The sequence below is a fragment of the Chryseobacterium sp. GP-SGM7 genome, from assembly GCF_049166575.1.
Taxonomy (GTDB): domain Bacteria; phylum Bacteroidota; class Bacteroidia; order Flavobacteriales; family Weeksellaceae; genus Chryseobacterium.
The window spans coordinates 166,186-187,669 of the sequence record NZ_JBMHFF010000001.1; the positions used below are offsets into that span (position 1 = coordinate 166,186).

The 21,484-nt window shown below is 34.6% G+C and carries 14 protein-coding genes; 6 read left to right on the forward strand and 8 right to left on the reverse strand.

Annotation, left to right across the window (positions count from 1 at the left end):
• The 8 genes from ACOOWA_RS00750 to ACOOWA_RS00785 form a co-directional block, all read right to left on the reverse strand.
• Nucleotides 1-1,131 carry a glycosyltransferase family 4 protein gene (locus ACOOWA_RS00750; protein ID WP_421372544.1) on the reverse strand — a complete coding sequence of 377 codons (1,131 nt, stop codon included), beginning with the start codon at nt 1,129-1,131 and terminating at the stop codon, nt 1-3.
• 106 nt (nt 1,132-1,237) lie between these two features.
• Complete coding sequence (locus ACOOWA_RS00755; RefSeq protein ID WP_421372546.1) at nt 1,238-2,239, reverse strand: glycosyltransferase family 2 protein; 1,002 nt, start codon at nt 2,237-2,239, stop codon at nt 1,238-1,240.
• 3 nt (nt 2,240-2,242) lie between these two features.
• A complete protein-coding gene (locus ACOOWA_RS00760; RefSeq protein WP_421372548.1) occupies nt 2,243-3,313 on the reverse strand; it encodes a formimidoylglutamase in 1,071 nt (356 codons plus the stop codon).
• Nucleotides 3,314-3,687: 374 nt separating this feature from the next.
• Nucleotides 3,688-4,776: a glycoside hydrolase family protein gene (locus ACOOWA_RS00765; protein ID WP_421372550.1), complete on the reverse strand. Its 1,089-nt coding sequence runs from the start codon at nt 4,774-4,776 to the stop codon at nt 3,688-3,690.
• A 60-nt stretch (nt 4,777-4,836) separates the two neighbouring features.
• Nucleotides 4,837-5,985: an alpha/beta hydrolase fold domain-containing protein gene (locus ACOOWA_RS00770; protein ID WP_421372552.1), complete on the reverse strand. Its 1,149-nt coding sequence runs from the start codon at nt 5,983-5,985 to the stop codon at nt 4,837-4,839.
• Nucleotides 5,986-6,340: 355 nt separating this feature from the next.
• Nucleotides 6,341-8,911: a type I DNA topoisomerase gene (topA, locus tag ACOOWA_RS00775; protein ID WP_421372554.1), complete on the reverse strand. Its 2,571-nt coding sequence runs from the start codon at nt 8,909-8,911 to the stop codon at nt 6,341-6,343.
• Nucleotides 8,912-9,180: 269 nt separating this feature from the next.
• Entirely contained in the window at nt 9,181-12,609 is a 3,429-nt protein-coding gene (locus ACOOWA_RS00780; RefSeq protein ID WP_421372556.1) for a T9SS type A sorting domain-containing protein, read from the reverse strand.
• 260 nt (nt 12,610-12,869) lie between these two features.
• Entirely contained in the window at nt 12,870-14,009 is a 1,140-nt protein-coding gene (locus ACOOWA_RS00785) for an EpsG family protein (RefSeq protein WP_421372559.1), read from the reverse strand.
• 448 nt (nt 14,010-14,457) lie between these two features.
• Between ACOOWA_RS00785 and ACOOWA_RS00790 the strand changes: the two genes are divergently transcribed.
• From ACOOWA_RS00790 to ACOOWA_RS00815, 6 genes are all read left to right on the forward strand, one after another.
• Nucleotides 14,458-18,063 carry an MMPL family transporter gene (locus ACOOWA_RS00790; RefSeq protein ID WP_421372561.1) on the forward strand — a complete coding sequence of 1,202 codons (3,606 nt, stop codon included), beginning with the start codon at nt 14,458-14,460 and terminating at the stop codon, nt 18,061-18,063.
• A 42-nt stretch (nt 18,064-18,105) separates the two neighbouring features.
• A complete protein-coding gene (locus ACOOWA_RS00795) occupies nt 18,106-19,020 on the forward strand; it encodes a dialkylrecorsinol condensing enzyme DarA (RefSeq protein ID WP_421372563.1) in 915 nt (304 codons plus the stop codon).
• Between the two features lie 2 nt (nt 19,021-19,022).
• A complete protein-coding gene (locus ACOOWA_RS00800) occupies nt 19,023-20,162 on the forward strand; it encodes a beta-ketoacyl-ACP synthase III (protein ID WP_421372565.1) in 1,140 nt (379 codons plus the stop codon).
• Entirely contained in the window at nt 20,162-20,593 is a 432-nt protein-coding gene (locus ACOOWA_RS00805; protein WP_421372567.1) for a hypothetical protein, read from the forward strand. Before ACOOWA_RS00800 ends, ACOOWA_RS00805 begins: the two co-directional genes overlap by 1 nt.
• Nucleotides 20,594-20,662: 69 nt before the next feature.
• A complete protein-coding gene (locus tag ACOOWA_RS00810; protein WP_421372569.1) occupies nt 20,663-21,103 on the forward strand; it encodes an ABC transporter permease in 441 nt (146 codons plus the stop codon).
• 92 nt (nt 21,104-21,195) lie between these two features.
• Nucleotides 21,196-21,462, forward strand: coding sequence for a hypothetical protein (locus ACOOWA_RS00815; RefSeq protein ID WP_421372571.1), 267 nt, complete (start codon nt 21,196-21,198; stop codon nt 21,460-21,462).
• Nucleotides 21,463-21,484 lie beyond the last annotated feature (22 nt).

Sequence of the window (21,484 nt, forward strand, 5' to 3'; positions counted from 1 at the left end):
TTAATTATTAGTTTTGAGTTTATTATTTTTTATCACATACAGAAAATCTGGAATGTAAGCTCCGACAAAACCTAAAAGCAGAACTATAAACAGTAATATATTAACATCTGTATGTCTGAAGCAATAAGTAACTGCCACGATAAAAAGATAATACATGATGATATAAAAACTAGACCTTCTATGAGTGAGATCCAATCTAAGTAATTTATGATGAATATGATTTTTATCTGCTTCAAAAGGTGATTTTTTATTCCAGAATCTTACCAGAATAACGTTTAGTGTATCAACAATAGGTAAAATTAAAATGGCAACAGCTATAACAGGAGCAGATTTCAGATGATATCTTGGTACATTCAGAAGTTTTTTATCTATGAAAATATCTATAAAACAAATACAGGTAAATGCTAATAAAAAGCCTAAAAGCATAGATCCCGTGTCACCCATGAAAATTTTGGTAGCACGGTAATTGGAAAGATTGTAATATAAAAACGCCAATACAGAACCAATAAGTACAACCGACAACACTACCAACGGATAATTATATTCGCCTAATCTAAAATAGCTGATCCCGAAGAGCGCGCTGCAGATCAGTGAATAACCTCCAGCAAGACCGTCGATCCCGTCAATAAGATTAAATGCATTGATCAAAATAATAAAAGTGATGATTGAAAAGACAACGCTTACCCAATAATGAATCTCATGAATTCCAAAAATCCCGAATAAATTCCTGATTCTCACATCAGAACCAATGACAATAAATGCTGAAACTACAATCTGCGCTACCAGTTTTTTATAAGCCCTCATCACCACAATATCATCCATAATTCCTACATAAAGCAAGATAATAAGTGAGGCAAATAAAAATTTGTAGAGATCAAAAATCTCGTATGCAAATATCGAAGTACAGATTCCTATTGAATAGAAAATTGCAATTCCGCCGAGATTAGGTATTTTTCTCAGATGCGAGCTTCGTACACCCGGCTCGTCCATCAGGTTTTTGCGTTTTGAAATTTTAATTATGGTGGGAATCGAGAAATAAGTTATAAAAAAAGAGAACAGAAAACCTAACCCTACTTTTACATAAAAAATAGAAATCCCAGTTTGATTTAAGAACAATTCAAAGTTTTTCATCTTTTGCTTTTTGAGCTCTTTACTTTCAATTCAGGATGAAAGCAAAGTTTTAAAAAGATCCCCGTTTTGAATTCTCTATTCAAAACAGCGATAATTTCAGTTGTGTTTACATCAGTTTTCTTATCAACTTCTTTTGTCCGGCAAGAAAAAGAAGATAAAATATAGTTTTTTTCAGTGGCAAAGATAAAATATAATTCTTACCAAAACGACTGTAATTCAATATATCTTTAATTTTAATATTCCTTTCTTCTATAAAAACATCCAATTGATGAGACATTTTATAAAAAACAGCTTCATCTTTCACGAATGCTAAATAGGCTAAAAAAGTATAAATACCTTCCAAAATCTGAAAACCTTTCAATTCCATAACTTTTGAAGAGTATTTAGACGTTCGAAAAGTCTTCTCAACATCTTCCACTGCTTTCAGAATATCCAGCCCTTTTTCGGTGTGCGTTTTTGAGATAGAATTTGTTCGTTCCAAATAATGATAATGAAAATTCTGAGTTTGAGCTAAGATTTTACATTCTAATAAAAGCTGCGGAATCAACTGAATATCCTCAAAGTGAACTCCCTTTTTGAACCTTTTATGTTTAAAAAGTTCTTTTCTGAATAATTTATTGCACGCAAAATAACTCAAATCTGAAAAAACGGAAAAATGGGTTTCCAAATCTATTTTTTCAGGCATATTTGGGATCTGCGTCAGTTTTTGAGTAACATTTCCATACTCATCTACTTTCTGGATGTTGCAGATCACCATTTCTGCGTCGTGTTTCTCAGCCAACCTGAGCATTTCTTCAAACATGGTTTCAGAAACATAATCATCGCTGTCTACAAAACCAAAATAATCTCCTGTTGTTCTTTCAATTCCAAAGTTTCTGGCTTCACTTAATCCTCCATTTTCTTTATTAAAAGCTTTTATTTTACTCGGATATTTTTCTGAATATTGCTGAATAATTTGTTCCGAACCATCTTTACTTCCGTCATTAACGATAATAATTTCAATATTCTGCAACGTTTGATTCACCAAAGAATCGAGACATTTAGCCAAATAATTTTCAACATTATAAACCGGAACGATGACAGAAACTTTTGAGGGAACGTTTTTCATCATTTAGCTTTTTGTAAATCTTGCGCTGAGCCAGCCTTTTTTAGCTTCATCAAAATCCTTTCTCGAACAAGGAATACAGTTTTCAATATTTTCATCGTCACCGAAATACCAAAGATTACTGAATGTGTCACGCTTAAAAGCATATTGCCGGTCTTCAATCAATACATAAAACATTTCGTAATGTCTTTCTTTGGGATGAGATTGCTGGATATTGATTCCTTCAATCAGGTACCAGATCATTTGTGCTAAAAGCTGATGATTCAACTGATTGTCAGAATAAATATTATAATTAAATATTCCTACTGACTTTAGGTTTTCACTTAAACCGATTTCCTTCATATAAGCACAAATTTCTCTTCTATTCAAACCATTAACCTGCGGATTCATCGAAAAAGGTTCGCTGAAACTTTCAATCGCATCACAATTGACCGTCACCAAATCGGCTTTTCTGAAGAACGGTTCTGTTTTCTCAGTAGAATTCATCATTTCAGCCAAACGAATAATATCAAACTCCACTTCTTTGATGAGTTTTACAGAATCCTGCTCATTCAGATGTTTTTGGTAACCTAAATGATGATAATTTTTTATAGAGAAATTTTTCGAACCTAAAATTTTGCTTAAAAAAGTATGTTCATCAATCGCTTCACCCTGTTTTAGCGAAATAATATTGCTGATCTGAGTGTAATTAATATTCTGATGATGATAATTTAGTCCTGAAAACAATGAGAACACAAAATCATTCGAGCCGCCAATAATTACCGGAATGGCTCTTTTGGAATGACAAGCCGATAAAACTTCCTGCAAAATATAATGAGAATCCTGCACTGATTTCCCGGAAACCAAATCTCCCAAATCCACAACCGGAATTTCAAAGTCAAGCTGAGAAAGTTTATAAAATTCTTTTCGAACTGCGGTAAAATCCTGCACTTCCGCATCACCATTTGCACCTCGGTAATCGGAAATGAACAGCAAAACTATACTGTCTTCTTTTATATCCTTCGTAATTTTATTCCCGATTTGCCAGTTTTCTGTTCTGAAATTTCTGGGTGAAATAATAAAATCTTCAAAATCCATGTGCTCAAATACTTATTAATGCTCAAAAATATTAAAATAAATTTGATTTGGCTGTGATATAAACGGGTTTTAATTTGAACACTAAGCACACAAAGTTTTTTCTAAATCCAAATCCTTTATGTTTCACAGAGGCACTCCGCTCAACAAAGCCCTCCAAAAACTCATCTACATTGAAAAACATAACCAGTCAAAAAACTCAGCGAGCTTATATAAGCGCTAGCGGCTTTGTGAACCTTCAAAAGTTATTTTAAACAAAAAACTTTGTGTGCTTAGTGTTCAATTATTGTATAAACGAAAGGTCGAGAAATTTACTCTTATCAAAAAACCATCAACAAAAAAGTGATGGTTTAAACAAAATCTATATGAAGAAAAAACTAGCGGTTGGTAATCTCAAAAACAAAAGTTGTAGAAGTTTCAAATACTCCACCTTGCGTAGCTCCAAATAAAAACTTCGGCGTTTTTCCGTCTTTATCAAACAAAATCATGGGACGTTCCAGTCTTCCGAACCGCTTCAGATGTTTCGGAGGTTCAGCCTCGGTGACGTATTGTTTTAAATCTAAATAAGCAACTTCAGGTTTCGTCCATTTCATTCCATCTTTTGTCGTTAAATGCAAACCGTATTCATGGTTATAAAATCCCATATCTCTTGCAATCATATGGAATTTCCCTTTCTGTTCCCAAACATATGCATCTTCCAGTTGGGCATTATTGGGCAATCCTGAAAAATCAATGACCGGATTTTCGGAAACTTTTATATAAGGACCTTCAGGTTTTAAAGATTTTGCCAAACCATACTTTCTATTTCCTCGCACCGTGCCTTTCTGCGTTTCGTATTCTTCGGTATTCCAGGATTTGTAAAACAGCCAGTATTTTCCGTCATTTCCTTTTACAAAAGCCGGATTTGTCGTACAATGATCATCCCAGGAACCTTCTTTTCCGGGAAGAAGTAATGGTTGATCAGGTCTTGTCCATTCTCCGTCAAGAGTTTTAGAAACTGCCAATCCTATTCTTTTGGTATTTGTTTTCCCATTGGAATTTCCCATGAAAAACAGATAATATTGGTTATCTACTTTTTTAATTAAAGGATTGTGACACGTGGTTGCATCCCAAAAACCTTCTCCTCTCGGAGAGAAAATAATTTGTTTGTGTTCAAATTTTTCAAATGGTGAATTAGCTTCTGCACGACAGATTTCAGAACCGCTGAGCCAACCGCCCATTCCTTTTTCTTTTTTCCAGCGTGAATAGAAAAGATGAACTTTTCCGTCTTCACCCCAAATCGGGGAAGAGCACCAAATGTAATAGTCTTCGAGTTCTAAAGAGCGACCAATTGGTTTTAATTTAAAATAAGGCTTCTCTGAAATATCAAATGAGTTTGTAAATGATGAACCCAAAAGCATCGCCATCACTCCTAGACCTGAAGTCTGTAAAAATTCTTTTCTGGAAAAGTTTTTGGATGTACTCATGATTTTCATTTAAAGCTAATTTAATGAGAATCGATTGGTTGAGTATCCTGCGGTTTAGGGTTAATGTTTCATCTGCGTTACCGAATAAAAAAACCGCTCTACCGAGTACATCGATAATTGTCCTGCAGGACCATTTAGATTATATTCAAAACCATGAGTTCCCCACGGAATGGTGAGCAGATAATTTTTCACATGATGTTTATCTAATTCTTTTTTCAGCATTTCACTCTGAATATGCCAAACATGAGCATCAAGACAGCCATGAGCCAGCAATGTGGGAGTTGTTTTCGTATTAACATGAAAGATTGGAGATTCTGCATAGTATCTTTCCGGAATCTCTTCCGGTGTACCACCCAAAAAGTCCCGCTGTACTTCTCTAGAATCCATAATCAAAGGATTATCAGGATTTTTATAGCTCCAGGGCATGTCGATCGCCCCATAAAATGCAGCCACACCTTTTACACCATTTTCGTTTCCGGTATAAGCCATCGTTAAAACGATTGAGGCACCTGCAGATCTTCCCATCAGTACAATATTCGTAGTATCAATTTTTAACTTTGTTGCATGTTGGCGAATCCATTTAAAAGCAGAATGTAAATCTTCCTGTTGAGCCGGACTTGGAAATTTCGGAGCCAGTCTGTAATTGATCGTTGCCACCTGATAACCGGCATTGGCAAAATAATTATTGGCAGCAGCAATTTCACTGTTTTCACCTCTTTTCCACGAACCACCGTGTACCACAATCAAACATGGTCGCACACCGGGAATTGCTGAAGGGGTAAAATTCAAAGTCAGATCCACACCTGAAGGTTTTGCAAAATGATACGTCTTGAAAGGAATATCTTTAGCCCCATTTCCGGTAAACATTTGAAGAAAACTAAATGGTTTTTCCTGATGAAAACCCTTCATATCATTATCATTTACACCATAAGCTTTATTAAGATCTTCGCTTAAATGACTTCCCACATGATAGGCACGCACAATTGGCGAACCCAGAATTACGAAAGTAATCACACCAATAACCAGCGACAGTTTTCTGAACCTTTTAGAATACCAAGACCAAACCATCAAAAGCAGTGATACGAGCATAAAAACCCAAGGAAATTCAGGAACTGCAATCCCAACATACCAAGTACTCTGGCTTGGGACAGGGAAAAAATTAACAAGAGATAAAATAAAAAGAATGATGATAAGAATGAGACGAATCATAGGTTAAGGTTTAAAATAACATACGAGCGAATGATGGAATTAGTTTTTGAGATGTGATTTTAATGAAATTTAAAAAACAACATTCTAAATTTTGGATTTTTAAACATAATGCTGTTATAATTCTTTATCAAAAATTTAACAATTTAATATTACGACACAAACAATTTAATAATATTCAATAACCTCCTGGCTGATGATTTGAAGAAAGGCTAAAATTATAAATTAAAAGCTCAAATTTTTACATACGCACTATATAGAAGTGTCATACAAATAACAAATCTGCACTATCAAATAGTTCTGAAAACACAAAAAAGCACAGACCAAAAATCTGTGCTTTCTATTTATTTGAAACTAATTATTTCTTAGTTGCAGGTTTTTTCACTGCAGGTTTCTTAGCTGTCGTCGTTTTTTTAGCAGGAGCTTTCTTTGCTGCAGGCTTTTTCTTTTCTGCGAAAGCTTTTGGATCCTGTGCGGTGATCCATTTTTTAACCTCATCGATGGAGACTTCTTTCAAGTCGTCGGCTTCGTATTTGGTATCGTCTTTTTTCTTTGGAATTTTATAGATATTCTTTCCATGCTTCACGATAGGGCCCCATCTTGCATTTTCGATGGAGATTTTCTCAGCTTCCCAATGCTGGATATATCGGTTGGCTTCTTTTTCTAATTTCGCTTCCACCAATTCATTGATGTCGTTTTGAGAAAGATTTTCAAAATCATATCTCTTCGGAACATTGATGAAGATGCTTTTATATTTGATGAAAGGCCCGAATCTACCGCTTCCTTTGGTAATTGGTTCGCCTTTGTAATTAGCGATCGGTGCATCGGCAAGTTTCTTCTCCGCAATAATTTCTTCTGCACGTTTCTGGTCTACAGAAAGCGGGTCTTCCCCTTTAGGAATACTGATGTACGTTTCGCCCCATTTTACATAAGGACCAAACCTACCCACACCTACAGAAACCGTCTGATCTTCAAAATTATTTAACTCAAATGGAAGTTTGAACAATTCTAAAGCATCCTCTAAATTGATGGTTGCAATGTTTTGTCCTGCCAATAAAGATGCGAAAATTGGTTTTTCTTCATCATCCTGCTCCCCAATCTGAATCATAGCACCGTATCTCCCGATTCTTGCGTGAACGTTTTTACCGGTCTTCGGATCAACTCCTAAAAGTCTTTCTCCATTTGCACGATCTGCGTTTTCTTCCACATCAGCAATTCTCGGATGGAATTTTGAGTAGAAATCGGTCATCATCTCTTTCCACTTCTGTCCGCCGTTTGCAATTTCGTCAAAACTTTCTTCTACTCTTGCGGTAAATCCGAAATCAAGAATTTCACTGAAGTTATTGGTAAGGAAATCGTTTACAACTTCACCAATATCGGTAGGAACGAATTTATTTTTGTCGCCCCCAAATTTTTCGTCAAGGACTTCTTTTTTTATTTTATCTTTTACCAAAGACATCTTCACCACTTCTCTCGTCTGTGGCTCGATTTCTCTTTTATCAACATATTCACGGTTCTGAATGGTCTGAATGGTCGGTGCATACGTTGAAGGACGACCAATTCCCAGTTCCTCAAGCTTTCTTACCAAACCTGCTTCGGTATATCTCGCGCTTGGTCTTGTGAATTTTTCTGTTGCGGTAATTTTTTTATAGTCTAAAACTTCTCCAACGGTTACTTTTGGAAGTAGTTTTTCGTTGCTCTCTTCGTCTTCATCTTCGGTTTTTACAATTCCGTAAGCTTTCAGGAAACCGTCGAAAATAATTACTTCACCCTGCGCTTCAAAATGCTGCGGAAGTTTTGCATTCCCTATTTCGATTACCGTTTTCTCAATTTTAGCATTTGCCATCTGAGAAGCCAGTGTTCTTCTGTAAATTAACTGATACAGCTTGCTCAACTGAACATCACCAATCGATTTAACAGAGAAATCTGTCGGACGGATGGCCTCGTGTGCTTCCTGCGCAGAAGATGACTTTGTGGTATAATTTCTCGGAGAAGAATATTCTGCCCCGTATTCTGAAATGATTTGATTTTTTGCGCCTTCAATGGCTTCCTGAGAAAGATTCACAGAGTCGGTTCTCATATATGTAATGAACCCTTCTTCGTATAATCTCTGAGCAAGACGCATCGTATTGGTCACATTGTAACCCAATCTTGAAGAAGCTTCCTGCTGCAATGTTGAAGTGGTAAAAGGTGCAGATGCAGAACGGCTTCCCGGTTTTGTTTCTACATTTAAAACTTTAAATTCAACCGTCTTTGCCAGTTCTAAGAATTTCTCGGCGTCTTCTTCTTTATCGAAATCTTTTTTAAGCTTTGCAGCAATTTCCTGAGATGTTTTATTTAAGAAAATCCCATCCAGTTTGAAACTTGCTTTTGGTGTAAACTGTCGGATTTCTTTTTCTCTCTCTACGACCAATCTCACTGCAACCGACTGCACTCTTCCTGCAGATAATCCCGGTTTTACTTTTTTCCAGAGTACAGGAGACATTTCGAATCCTACGATTCTGTCGAGAACTCTTCTTGCCTGTTGTGCGTTTACCAAGTTTTGATCGATATCTCTTGGATTTTCAATCGCTTTTAGGATAGCATTTTTAGTAATCTCGTGGAAAACGATTCTTTTTCTGCTGTCTGGCTTTAGTTTTAATTCTTCTGCCAAATGCCATGCAATCGCTTCACCTTCACGGTCCTCATCGGAAGCCAGCCAAACCATGTCGGCTTTTTTCACAGAGGCTTTCAATTCTGTTACCAATTTCTTTTTGTCGGCAGAAACTTCGTAATCGGGGCTGAATGTCTCCAAATCAATCCCCATTCCTTTTTTAGGCAAATCACGGATATGACCGAAACTTGATTTTACTTCAAAATCGTTACCTAAATACTTTTGAATGGTTTTTGCTTTTGCGGGGGACTCGACGATTACTAAATTTTTAGACATACTGAAATTTTTGCAAAAGTAGAGATTTTTTATTAGATGTATTGTTTAAAACATTTTATTTAGCATTTTGAGAGCATCCTTTATAGATTTAGTAACGCTTTTTAAATCATCCCTTTATACCATTGTCTTACTATTACAACTAAATTATTAATTGTAGACATCCTCAACAAAACACTGAATATCAGGTTTAATATTTAAAATCGTGGATATCCAATGAGTAAAAAAAAAAGAATAAACATTTCTGCCTATTCTTTTTTTTATGTTCTGACCTATTTTTTGATTATTTTAACGACAGTCTCTGAATTATTAATCCTTACTAAATAAATCCCGTTAACCAAATTTGAAACATCCGCAAAGTTATTTTCAAATTTTCCGGATTTTACGATCTGTCCTGTCATATTATATATCTGATAATAGTAATCTATCTGTTCGGATGCTTTAATGTAAAGTGCATCTTTTACAGGATTTGGAAACAATGCAATTTTATTCTCAGTTGCCTTGTTTGTCAATTCTTTTTTCGTGAAGACATTAGAAGCTTTTATAGTTGATCCTGGAGTTACGGGAATCGCAGGAATTGGGCCTTCTTCGTCCCCGTTTGAATTATATTTTATTTTCGCGCAACGGCAGTTCATTCCGAAATATGGATCATTATTATCATGTAAAGCAATCATTCGATTAGGATTTGATGCTGAATCTAACAACATATTGATTGCTCTTCCTAAATAATTTGAGTTCAAAGCGGCAGTCCAGATTCCGCTAAATTGAAAATTATTGGTTGTATAAGTTCCTACCGGAGTTTGATTCGCTATTACATTTCTAAATCCGCGGGATGCTGCATTAGGATAATTTCCGATATTATATGATGAATTATTGAAAATATAACCGATACTCGCATTGCTTGTATTTTTGACCGGTGTTCCCAAATAGTCATTAACCATATTGTAGCTTGTCGCTGCATTTTTGTCTTTTTTATACCAAGGAGAAAGACCAAAATCTCTATTCGTAATTATCGCCACTTCTGTGAGATCCGGAATTCTCCATCCTTCAGGACATGGATCAAATGGAGATTTACTGCCTCCTCTCCCCCATCTTTCAGGCGCAATATTGGGTTCATTTAAAAGCCAATCTGTTCCGTTAGTATAATTGGGAACTGTGCTGTTATGTGGAGAAAAACTACTAGGAATCATATAAACCAAGGGATTTCTAACAGAGTAAGACAGAACTTTGGCTACTTTTTCATCAACTTTATCACTTGCCAGAATATTAGCATTTGAAATATCTGTATAGGTATTATAAGGAATTATATAATTTCCAGATGTGCTATTGTATGTTGTGGAAGCCAGTGTTGTATATCCAACAGTTCCGTTTACATTTGCCGTTCCCAAGAAAATATCATACGCAGATCGGTCTGCAAATTGAAATGAAGGAATAGGATCTTTTCTTCCCCATTGATATTGCAGACCTGTAGAAGCTCTTATTTTGGCATATTCTTCAATGGTTGGAGAAACCGGATTTGCAACCACAGGAAAAGCTTCTGTAGCACCAAGGTTTCTATCCATAAACTCCGTCTTCAGAATATCACCTTTCGCAGTATAATTAAGATAATTGGTAGCAACTGCATTGGGTACTTCGGTGGCATAAACTTTAGATTCTACAGCAGTATCTGTAACCCAAATATGCCAAGACCAGTAAACAGGATTTGTAATACTTCCGTTGTGAAGTGTAACAACAGCATTTCCGCTTTGATTGGCTCCTATATTTACGATGATTCTGGAGTTTGAAAGAGCAGCTGTAGAACCGGGTGAAGGATTTAAAATATTTACTGATGTTATTAATGAATTATTGGTTGACCAAAGTACATTTGCTTTTAAGTCATTAAAATTGGCAGGATTTAGTATCTCAGGATTATTTAAAATCTGACTTTGTACAGAAAATGCTTTGATGACAGGAATCTCAATAGAACTATCGGTCGCAATCTTTACAATTTGATATGAATTAGGATTATTCAGTCCTTCTGAATATTCTGTTCCTGTAGTAATAAATTCTGTAGGAAAATCATAATCATTCAGCAAGTACAGAGGATCTTTAATACATCTGCAGGCATTCGCATCGGAGGTTTTAGCTACTGCTGTCGGTTTGTACCAATACCTTCCTTTTATTGAAGGATTTGCAGAATCCGGAGTATCATTTTGGTATTTATCCGGAATCATAAACAGCATACGTGCTTCAATAGCCGGCGTTGTATCGAAAAAACGCGTCATTGTAGATGTCCACAACGCAACATGATGCTGATCAGTATATTGACCGCCTTGTGCGTTAATAGCGATAAGCCCTGTTCCCGGAAATGTACCCATATTATTTCCACCTGCATTTGATAAATCGAAACCTACATTCGGAAACACCCTGAAACCTGTCATAAAAGAATTTGTATTGGTATCGTTAGGTTTGATAATATGATTTCCATTGGCTTCAAAAGTATTTTTCCCCAAGTTGGTTCTCACTCCAAACGGAGAAAAGTCAATCCTGATATTATCTACATACGATCCCGATGCCTGATTTGCGACCAACATCGAAGGAAGCCTCCATCCGTTCGGACAAGGATCAAAAGAAGATTTATTTCTGTAAGGTGCACTGCTTCCATCACTTGTATAATCATTATTCACCCTACCTTTTGCATTATCCGACCATAAATTGAGCTCTGTCAATCTATTGCTTGCTAAAGCACTGGTCTGACCAAACCAATTAACCATGAGATTTGCATTATTGTTATAATATGCAGGACCAGTATTGGCATTGTTGTTTACGTAGATAAGACTTAACGGGTTTTTTACAGAAAGCTGAATATTATTATCTACAGTAGCATTAGAAAGCAATACGAATTTTCTGAGATTATCAAAATTAATGGCATTTGTGAAATTTTTTGCTCCGCGATGCCGAACTCTTCCGATAGAGCCTGAAACTTCATAAAAATCATTTCCTCTGAGAACCAGTGAAGGAATGGGATCTTTCCTTCCCCATTGGTATAGCAGACCGCTGTTTTTATTCCAGTCATCTGCAGTGATTGAACTACCTGTTGCACCTAGATTCCTATCCATCCATTTCCATTCAGCATCAGGAATAGTTTCTACAGTACCGTCACTTTTTTCCCTTTTCACACCTGCAAAACTTTTGTAAGAAGAACCATTGGTAGGGTCATCTGTCACCCATATATGCCACGACCAAAAAATTTCACCATTCACCCTGAAAGCAATAACAGCATTGCCCTCTTTCGACTTATTAACAGGGACTTTTATTTTCGCATCTTGACCTGAACCAAGCATTTCTAAAGAATAATTATCTCCGGATTTTATTAATCCGTGAGTATCTTCCCATAAAACATCTGCTGTTATCTGACCGGATGGTAGAGGAGAATAGCCCAGAAATTTATATCCTTCCCACATTACAAATGCCTTTTTTACAGGAATATACAGCCCCTGGTTATTTTGGGACGGATCAAAAATATAGCTATTGGGAGCTTTCATCCAATCTTTTGTCGCAACACGGTTTGCAACTGCATCAGGTATTTCTTTTTCTAAAGTATCTTTTTCTACCTTAAATTTTGACAATTCAGCTTTTAATACTTTAGGCATTTTAGAATAAGTATTCATCGGCAACATGCAAAATGCGGCGACAATACTATAAAAGTATTTCTTTTCCATATAATATAATTTTGTGATCAAAACTAAATTTCATTTAATCAAATATACTACCACTATATCTAAAATAATAATATAAATAAAACTATAATTTTAAATAAAGTACAACCATATTGTAATATGAATGAAAATTAATTTCGGGTAATTCTATTACAAAATTACAATTTTAAGCATAGAAAATACATTTTGGAAAATTAATTTTTATTAAAGATTGCGAAATAAGACAGAAATAATCGCCAGTATCGAATCAAAAACAGTCAGAATTAAGGCAGGAGGAAGTTTTTGTATAAATCTATTGCAAATCTTCCCGCCGTTATATTTCTAAAGCTGGAAAATACCACAAAATTAAAGAGGAAAAGAGAAATGATAAAAGCGTAGATCATTTTCTTGGTATTTGCCGAAACTACATACATTGTGTTCGGAATAATAACATATGCAAAGCCAATAAATGCACCTACGAGCCGGGACGAAAATATACTGTTATTTCTAAAAATAAAATACATACAAATACCCAATACAGCGTATACTTTATGGTATTCATAATAAGGATATTTTTCCATCATTTTGTCGTCAAATGCGAAAAGGAAAAATGTAAGAATCAGCATCATACCTTCCGGAATTCCTATACCCCCGTTTAATCTTTCAACACTTTGATCCATATATCCGTTAAAACCCTCAACCAGAGTACTTTCTGAACTTACATTGACAAGAAAGTCACCAAAAATCCTGTAAACTTCAAACGGCGAAGCAAATATAGAAGCAATAATTAACAGCAACATCGTATATTTATTCAGGTTTACTCTTACAAGCCAGTACATGGGTATAAAAAGATAACAAACATTATGTATACCGGAAGCTATGAACATCCAGAAAAGATAAAGCAGCAATTTTCTTTCTTTAATATACCGTATGGCAAAATACACAATGAAAGTTCCTAAATTCTGTCTTATCTGACCACTTTCTCCGACAAAGAAATTGGGTATAAACATGAATAAAGTAAAAGTAAAAGGGTAAAAAGTATTATCATCCGTATATTCTACCTTAAAAAATATAGCACAAACCGCAATAATTAATGTAAGAACGTAGAAAGGCGCATTGAACACATTTAATAAAACTTTATTAATCAAAGCATACAGCCATTCTATATCAACATTCCCTGTAGTATCTAAATGCAGTGCCTTTAAAAGAATATCAAAATACTCTTTGGTATCTGAATAAATATAGACCATGATATAACTTCCGTAATCGGGACCTACATTATCTCTTAAACCCGCAACAATCATCAGATAAACCGCAAGAAGCCAAAACCATTTTTTCTCTACCTTATTCCCAAAAACTTCCTGTACACTGAAAAACAGCATATATATAATGGCAATTAAATAATAAGGATGCAGTAAACTCATCGTTTAGATATAAAGTTTTTTAAATCTTGATACCCAAAAGGCATTGTGATCAAAACAAATGGCAAAGTTGTAAAAAAAGCCGTTTTTATTATTAGAGATTCTTCAGAAATTCCAAACCTTAAATAAAAAAATTCAAAACCATAAGACATGAATAAAAGTAGAAACGGCAAAATTACTACAAATAAGAATCCTGATAATTTTTCATCAAATGCTTTCAACATATTACGCTGTTAATCATTTTCTATTCTAAAATAAAATAGCGGAATGGGAACTTCTGCAAAAGTAAAAGATTTTTTCATTTTATAATGAATATTTTATTGATTTTCAGACAAAACTTATCGCATTATTATTTTGAAGCAATCATTAAAAATTTAAATTTGCAACTTGATTTATTAGGACAATGCATCGCTTTTTCATCCATTTATATTATTTTATTTCTAAAAACCGATTGATTTCCATCGCCGCAGCCTTGGAAATTCTTTTCATTTGTGCTTTTTTTGCTTCAAAAATTAATTTTGAAGAAGACATTAACCAGATTATTCCGAAGAATGAAAAGTCAGATTTAACTGCAAAAGTTCTGAAACAACTCAATTTTTCAGATAAAATCATCGTCATTATTGAAAACAAATCAAAAGATGAACAATTTCAGCTTTCGGAAACTGCAGACACTTTTTTAAATAAAATTGAACCCTTAAAAAAATATATCGGTTCTGTTCAGGGGAAAGTAAACGATAACGAAATTTCAGAAACTTTCGATTTTGTCAATCAGAATCTGCCTTTGTTTCTGGACGAGAATGATTATGAAGAAATTGACAGGAAAATCAACAAAGACAGCATTGCAAAACAAGTTGAGAGCAATTACGTTTCACTGGTTTCTCCTACAAGTCTTGTTACAAAAGAATTCATCAAAAAAGATCCTCTCGGAATTACTTTTTTAGGGATAAAAAAACTGAATGCTTTAAACATCAGCAAAGACTTCAAGCTTGAAGACAATTACATCGTCACAAAAGACGGAAAAAATCTTCTGCTTTTTATCGATCCGAAAAACAAAAGCAACGACACCAAAAACAATGAAGTTTTCGTCGATCAGTTAAATGAAATCAAAGAAGAAATCAACAAAACCTTCAGCGGAAAAACAGAAATCAGTTATTTTGGCTCACCGGTTATTGCGGTTGCAAATGCCCAGCAAATCAAAAAAGACATCCAAAATACAGTTATTATTTCAATGACGGTTCTTTTGATATTACTGATCTATTATTTCAGGAATTTTTTCACACCGTTGATTGTCTTTTTACCTACTGTTTTTGCGGTTTTCATATCGTTGATGATTTTATATTTTCTTAAAGATAAAATTTCGGCAATTTCACTCAGCGTTGGTGCAATTCTTATTGGTATTACCATTGATTATGCGCTTCATATTCTTACGCATTATAAGCACAACAACAATATTGAAGAGCTATACAAAGAAATTACACAACCCATCATCTTAAGTAGCGCAACTACGGCTGTTTCATTTCTATGCCTGGTTTTTGTACGTTCAGAAGCGTTGAAAGACCTTGGTTTATTTGCCGCAATTACAGTTTTTTTATCTTCATTTACAGCTTTAATTATTGTTCCGCAATTATATCATCCGAAAGCAAAATCAGAAAACCTGAGCGAAAATTTCATCGATAAAATCGGGAATTATCCTTACGAAAAAAACAAACCTTTGATTATTGTCTGTTCAATTATGATTATTGCCTGTCTTTTTGGTTTCCGTCATGTTGGTTTTAACGAAGATATTGGTGATTTAAATTACATTCCGAAAGATTTAAAAATAAGTGAAGCCAAGCTTGAAAAACTATCAGACATTACCTCAAAATCGATTTATACCATCTCTTACGGTAATTCTGAAAATGAAGCCCTGGAAAGAAACTCTCAATTGAGCCGGTTTTTGGAAAAAGAAAAAAAGGAAGGCAAAATCCTGAGCTATAATTCACTGGGCAATGTAGTTTTATCTAAGGATGATCAACAAAAAAAGATCGAAAAATGGAATCTGTTCTGGAATAAAAATAAAAAAAATCAGACAATTGATGAATTAATTGAAAACGGAAATAAATTTGGTTTCAACTCTTCCGCATTTGATCAGTTCAATGAAAATCTGAACAAACCCTATTCAACTTTAAGTTTAAATGATTACGAAAAAATAAAAGCGCTTCAGATTTCAGAATTTCTGAGTAAGGAAAACGGTTTTTATACGATTTCTAATGTTGTGAAAGTTGACGAAAAGAAAAGAAACACATTCATTAAAGACGTTGAAAAAAAACATGAAGCTTTGGCAATCGACCGCCAACAGATGAATGAAAACTTTTTAGGATTGCTGAAAAAAGATTTTAATACTTTAATCAATTATTCTCTTTTAGCGATTATATTAACCATTATCGTTTTCTTCAGAAATTTTGAATTATCACTTCTAACGATGTTTCCGATTGTTTTGACGGGCGTTGTCACTGCGGGAATTTTGTATTTTCTTGGTTTGGAATTAAATATTTTCAGCACCGTTGTCTGCACTTTGGTGTTTGGAGTCGGCGATGATTTCAGTATTTTTCTTACGAAAGCAATGCAAAAAGAACATACAACAGGAAAAAATGAGCTTCCCACGTATAGAATTTCTATTATTTTGGCAGTTTTCACGACGATTTTATCCATTGGTTCCCTGATTTTTGCGAAACATCCCGCTTTGCATTCTTTAGCGTTAGTCGCTTTGATCGGAATGTTTTCCGTAATCGTTATTACCTCAACTTTATATCCGTTCTGGTTTAGATTTTTGGTTATCAATCGTCAAAAAAAAGGTTTATCGCCTGTTACTTTGAGATTATTTTCACATTCTGTAATTCTGTTTTTTTATTATGGTTTGGGAGGGTTGATTTTCTCAGCATTCGGAAGCTTTTTTGTAAAAAACTCTAAAGGGAAAACTTTGGATATCATCAAATTAATTTTGGCCAATTTTATGAAATCTGTTCTTTACGGAAATCCTTTTGTAAAGAAAAAAATCATTTCAAATCCGGATGAAGACTTCAGTAAACCTGCGGTAATCATTGCAAATCACACGTCTTTTCTTGACACTTTGGCGATTGGGATGACGACGCATAAAATTGTTTATCTCGTTAATGACTGGGTTTATGACTCCCCGATTTTTGGAAAACTCGTGAAAGCTTTAGGATTTTTCCCGGTTTCACAAGGCATCGAAAACGGAAAAGAAAAATTAAAAGAAAAAATCGATCAGGGCTATTCTCTGGTAGTTTTTCCGGAAGCAGAAAGATCTTACACGAATGATATAAAACGTTTTCACAAAGGTGCTTTTTATTTGGCTGAAGAATTTGGCTTAGACATTTTGCCCATCTATATTCACGGAAATTCTGAAGTTTTACCGAAAGGAGATTTTATTATTTATGATGGAAGCATCACGGTAAAAGTCGGCAAAAGAATTAGCAAAAATGATTTGAGTTTTGGCGGAAATTATTCTGAAAGAACGAAACAGATTAATGCCTATTTCCGTGAAGAATTTGCAAAACTCAGAAGTGAACTTGAAGATGCTGATTATTTCAGAAATAAATTATTTTTGAGTTATTTATATAAAGAAAACGAAGTGGTGAAACCCGTAAAAGAAGATTTTATCCAAAACAAAGCTTTTTATTTTGAACTGAATAAGCATATTCCTAAAAATGCCACAATTTTTCATGTAGCAGATGACTTCGGGCAGAAAGATATTTTACTCACCCTTCAACAGGCCGGAAGAAAAATCTTCAGTTTAATAAACCATCCGGAAAAGAGGTCGGTTGCAAAAAACAATTATCTTGCAAAAAAAAGAAAAATCTATTATATTGAAAATCAGAGTCAAATCAATAAAAAAACAGATGTGCTTTTAGTTTCTGATGAAAATTTTAATCTTAGTGATATAGACATTTTGCCGGAGACAGTTATTCTTCTGAATATTAAAAATCAAAGCTTTGAAAAACCTGATTTTAAACAATTGTTTGATTCAGAATCAATAAAAGTATTTAGACACGAATAATAAATTTGAAAATCTTATTTTTGTAATCCATAAAAAATATTAATGCAAAAAAATATACTTGTACTTTATTATACTCAAACAGGGCAGCTGGAAGATATTGTAAAAAATATCGCGCAGCCTTTTGAAGATAAAAAAGACGAATACAATGTAACTTACTACAACATTCAGCTAAAGAAAGATTTTCCTTTTCCGTGGCCGAGTGATGTTTTTTTCAACACATTTCCTGAGTCTTATCTACAGATTCCCAGTGAAATCCTTCCACCGCCTGAAGAAGTACTTGATACAAAGTTTGACCTGATCCTTTTTGGTTATCAGGTTTGGTATTTAACGCCTTCAATTCCTATTATTTCTTTCCTTAAAAGTGGTTTTGCAGACAAGATTTTGAAAAACACACCGGTTGTAACCATTTCTGCAACCAGAAATATGTGGATGCTTTCTCAGGAAAAACTTAAAGTTTATCTGAAGAATTTCGAGGCTAAATTGGTCGGAAATATTGCATTAGTAGACAGAAGAGACAATTATACCAGTGTACTGACAATTCTTCGCTGGATGACAACAGGACAAAAAGAAAAATCAGGAATTCTTCCTGCAGCAGGAGTTTCGGATGAAGAAATCAACGGTGCCGGAAAATATGGTAAGATCATCGAAAATCACTTTAAGAATAATGATCTCGCCAGTCTGCAACCCGAGCTGGTAAAAAACGGGGCCGTAGAAATAAGAGCATTTTTAGTACGGGTAGAAAAAGTAGGGAATAAAATCTTCACCATATGGTCTAATCTTATTATTCGTAAAAAAGAAAAGCGACCAACACTCATAAAATTCTTCAAGGTATATTTGATGGCAGCAATTTGGATTATTTCGCCAATTGTGCTGATTTTTCATATCTTGCTTGCTCCTATTTTATGGACCAAAAGAAAAAAACAGAGAGAATATTTACAAGGAATTAATTTAAAATAGAAATGTACGACGTATTTATAACAAAAGCTTCAACATACTTGCCGAATGAGCCGGTTTCTAATGACGAAATGGAAAGCTATCTTGGTTTGGTAAATAATAAGCCATCTAAGGCAAGAGCTTTGATTCTAAGGAATAACAAAATCACTACAAGATATTACGCTTTAGATAAAAACGGAAAATCTACACACACCAACGCTCAGATTACGGCAAATGCTGTAGAAGGTCTTTTTGATGAAAACTTCAAAAAAGAAGATATGCAGCTGCTTTCCTGCGGAACATCTTCTGCAGACCAAGTGCAGCCATCTCATTCATCTATGGTGCATGGCGAGCTGAATATTGGTAAATCTATAGAAATAAATACCGCTACCGGACTTTGTAATTCGGGAATGAATGCCCTGAATTACGGATTTCTGAATGTAAAAGCAGGCGTAAAAGAGAATGCTGTCTGTGTAGGTTCTGAAAGAATGTCTGCATGGATGACCGCAGATAAATTTAATCATGAAGCAGAAAACCTGAAACTTCTGGAAGAAAGGCCAATTGTGGCTTTCAAAAGAGAGTTTCTGAGATGGATGCTTTCTGACGGAGCCGGAGCGTTTCTACTGGAAAACAAACCAAGAGAAAACGAAACTTCCCTGAAAATCGAATGGATAGATTTTTATTCTTACGCTCACGAAATTGAAGCCTGTATGTACTCAGGTTGTGAAAAGCAGGAAGACGGCAGCTTAAAATCATGGGCAGAATATCCTGCTGAAGAATGGCTGAACCAATCTATTTTTGCTCTAAAACAAGATACAAAACTTCTTGACCAATATATTCTCGTAAAAGGGGCAGAAAGCTTAAGAGCTTCTTTCACCAAACATGATCTCGATCCCGATTCTATCGATCATGTTTTAGCACATATTTCTTCAGGCTATTTTAAAGAAGGTCTGAAAGAAGAATTTGCCAATGTAGGATTAGATTTCCCGTGGGAAAAATGGTTTTACAATCTTTCAGAAGTAGGAAATATTGGAGCCGGATCTATTTTTATTGCCGTTGAACAGCTTATGAATTCCGGTAAACTGAAAAAAGGTGAGAGAATCATGCTTTGCATCCCTGAAAGTGGAAGATTTGCTTATTCTTGTGCCCTGTTAACGGTTTGCTAATGGAAATTTCTTTACCAACAACCGACAAAAATTTTGTAGAAAGCCTTATTCCGCAAAAATTTCCATTTGTAATGGTGAGCGAACTGGCGGAATACAATGAGAGCCAACTGATTTCCGGTTTTACGATTCAGGAAAGCAATATTTTTGTACATAACGGAGTTTTTCAGGCTTCTGGTTTGATTGAACATCAGGCTCAGAGTGTAGCTCTCCATACAGGTTACCAATTTTATCTTTTAGGCAAAGAAGCTCCAACCGGTTATATAGGTGCAATAAAATCTTTTGAAGCAGATGATTTACCTAAAGTGAATGACATTTTAAAAACAGAAGTTTCAATTCTGAATGAAATGATGGGCGTAACTTTAGTAGAAATTGTCACTAAATTAAACGATAAAGTCATTGCAAAATCGCAAATGAAAACTGTGGTAAAGTAGATTTGAAGAGCCAAGGAAAAAGTAAAAAGATCCAATGTAAATCAAAAAAATTGGTTAAAATATAATTTAATGGAATTAAAAGAAGAAAACCTCATCAACATTCACCATTTTTTGCCTCATCGTGAGCCGATGTTGATGGTAGACTACATTCTGGAGCTGACTCCGGAAAAAGTGGTGACTTCTTTTGAAATAAAGTCTGATAATATTTTCGTTCATAATAATCAGTTTATCGAAGCCGGCTTGATTGAACATTCTGCGCAAACCTCATCTTCAATTCTCGGACAAAGTTTTTTTGCAAGCCCGGAATCAAACACGAAAGTTATCGGATTTATTACCAACATTAAAAAAATTGAAATCTTCGGCTTGCCTGAAGCAGGAAATAAAATTTTCTCGAAAGCTTCATTAATTTCAAAATACGAAAATATCTGTCAGATTTTCTGTGAAACTTTTTTGGATGAAAAACTGGTGATTCGTACAGAAATTTCTTTATTTATTCAGGAAGTAAAATAATTGAAAATTTAATTTTAAGATACAGAAGTCAACTTTTACAGTTGGCTTTTTTTATTGATTAAATTCTCGATATATTTGATGAAAATAAAATTATGAGTGTAAAAGTAAGATTCTATTCCTACGATGTTGAATTTGATTTTGAAAGATCTGTAGAATTTCCCGTTGCACCCCAAGTTGGTGATAAGGTAAATTTAATTTCATTTTTTAAATATCAAACTTCGGAAAGACTCGAATATTATGAAAACATGGAAAATTTGGGATTGTACAACAACGCTTTGGTTATTGAAAGAACCTGGTGCAATGATTTGGAAAAGGGTGAAATTTATCTTTTGGTGCAGTTGAAGTATAAGAGGAAGTAATATACTACAGTAAAATCGTATA

Bases quoted from the DNA above. Each gene is read 5' to 3' on its own strand.
- ACOOWA_RS00750 (WP_421372544.1), bottom strand. From the start codon at position 1,131: ATGAAAAACTTTGAATTGTTCTTAAATCAAACTGGGATTTCTATTTTT.
- ACOOWA_RS00780 (WP_421372556.1), bottom strand. From the start codon at position 12,609: ATGGAAAAGAAATACTTTTATAGTATTGTCGCCGCATTTTGCATGTTG.
- topA (WP_421372554.1), bottom strand. From the start codon at position 8,911: ATGTCTAAAAATTTAGTAATCGTCGAGTCCCCCGCAAAAGCAAAAACC.
- ACOOWA_RS00805 (WP_421372567.1), top strand. From the start codon at position 20,162: ATGGAAATTTCTTTACCAACAACCGACAAAAATTTTGTAGAAAGCCTT.
- ACOOWA_RS00815 (WP_421372571.1), top strand. From the start codon at position 21,196: ATGAGTGTAAAAGTAAGATTCTATTCCTACGATGTTGAATTTGATTTT.
- ACOOWA_RS00810 (WP_421372569.1), top strand. From the start codon at position 20,663: ATGGAATTAAAAGAAGAAAACCTCATCAACATTCACCATTTTTTGCCT.
- ACOOWA_RS00770 (WP_421372552.1), bottom strand. From the start codon at position 5,985: ATGATTCGTCTCATTCTTATCATCATTCTTTTTATTTTATCTCTTGTT.
- ACOOWA_RS00755 (WP_421372546.1), bottom strand. From the start codon at position 2,239: ATGAAAAACGTTCCCTCAAAAGTTTCTGTCATCGTTCCGGTTTATAAT.
- ACOOWA_RS00765 (WP_421372550.1), bottom strand. From the start codon at position 4,776: ATGAGTACATCCAAAAACTTTTCCAGAAAAGAATTTTTACAGACTTCA.
- ACOOWA_RS00785 (WP_421372559.1), bottom strand. From the start codon at position 14,009: ATGAGTTTACTGCATCCTTATTATTTAATTGCCATTATATATATGCTG.
- ACOOWA_RS00760 (WP_421372548.1), bottom strand. From the start codon at position 3,313: ATGGATTTTGAAGATTTTATTATTTCACCCAGAAATTTCAGAACAGAA.
- ACOOWA_RS00800 (WP_421372565.1), top strand. From the start codon at position 19,023: ATGTACGACGTATTTATAACAAAAGCTTCAACATACTTGCCGAATGAG.
- ACOOWA_RS00795 (WP_421372563.1), top strand. From the start codon at position 18,106: ATGCAAAAAAATATACTTGTACTTTATTATACTCAAACAGGGCAGCTG.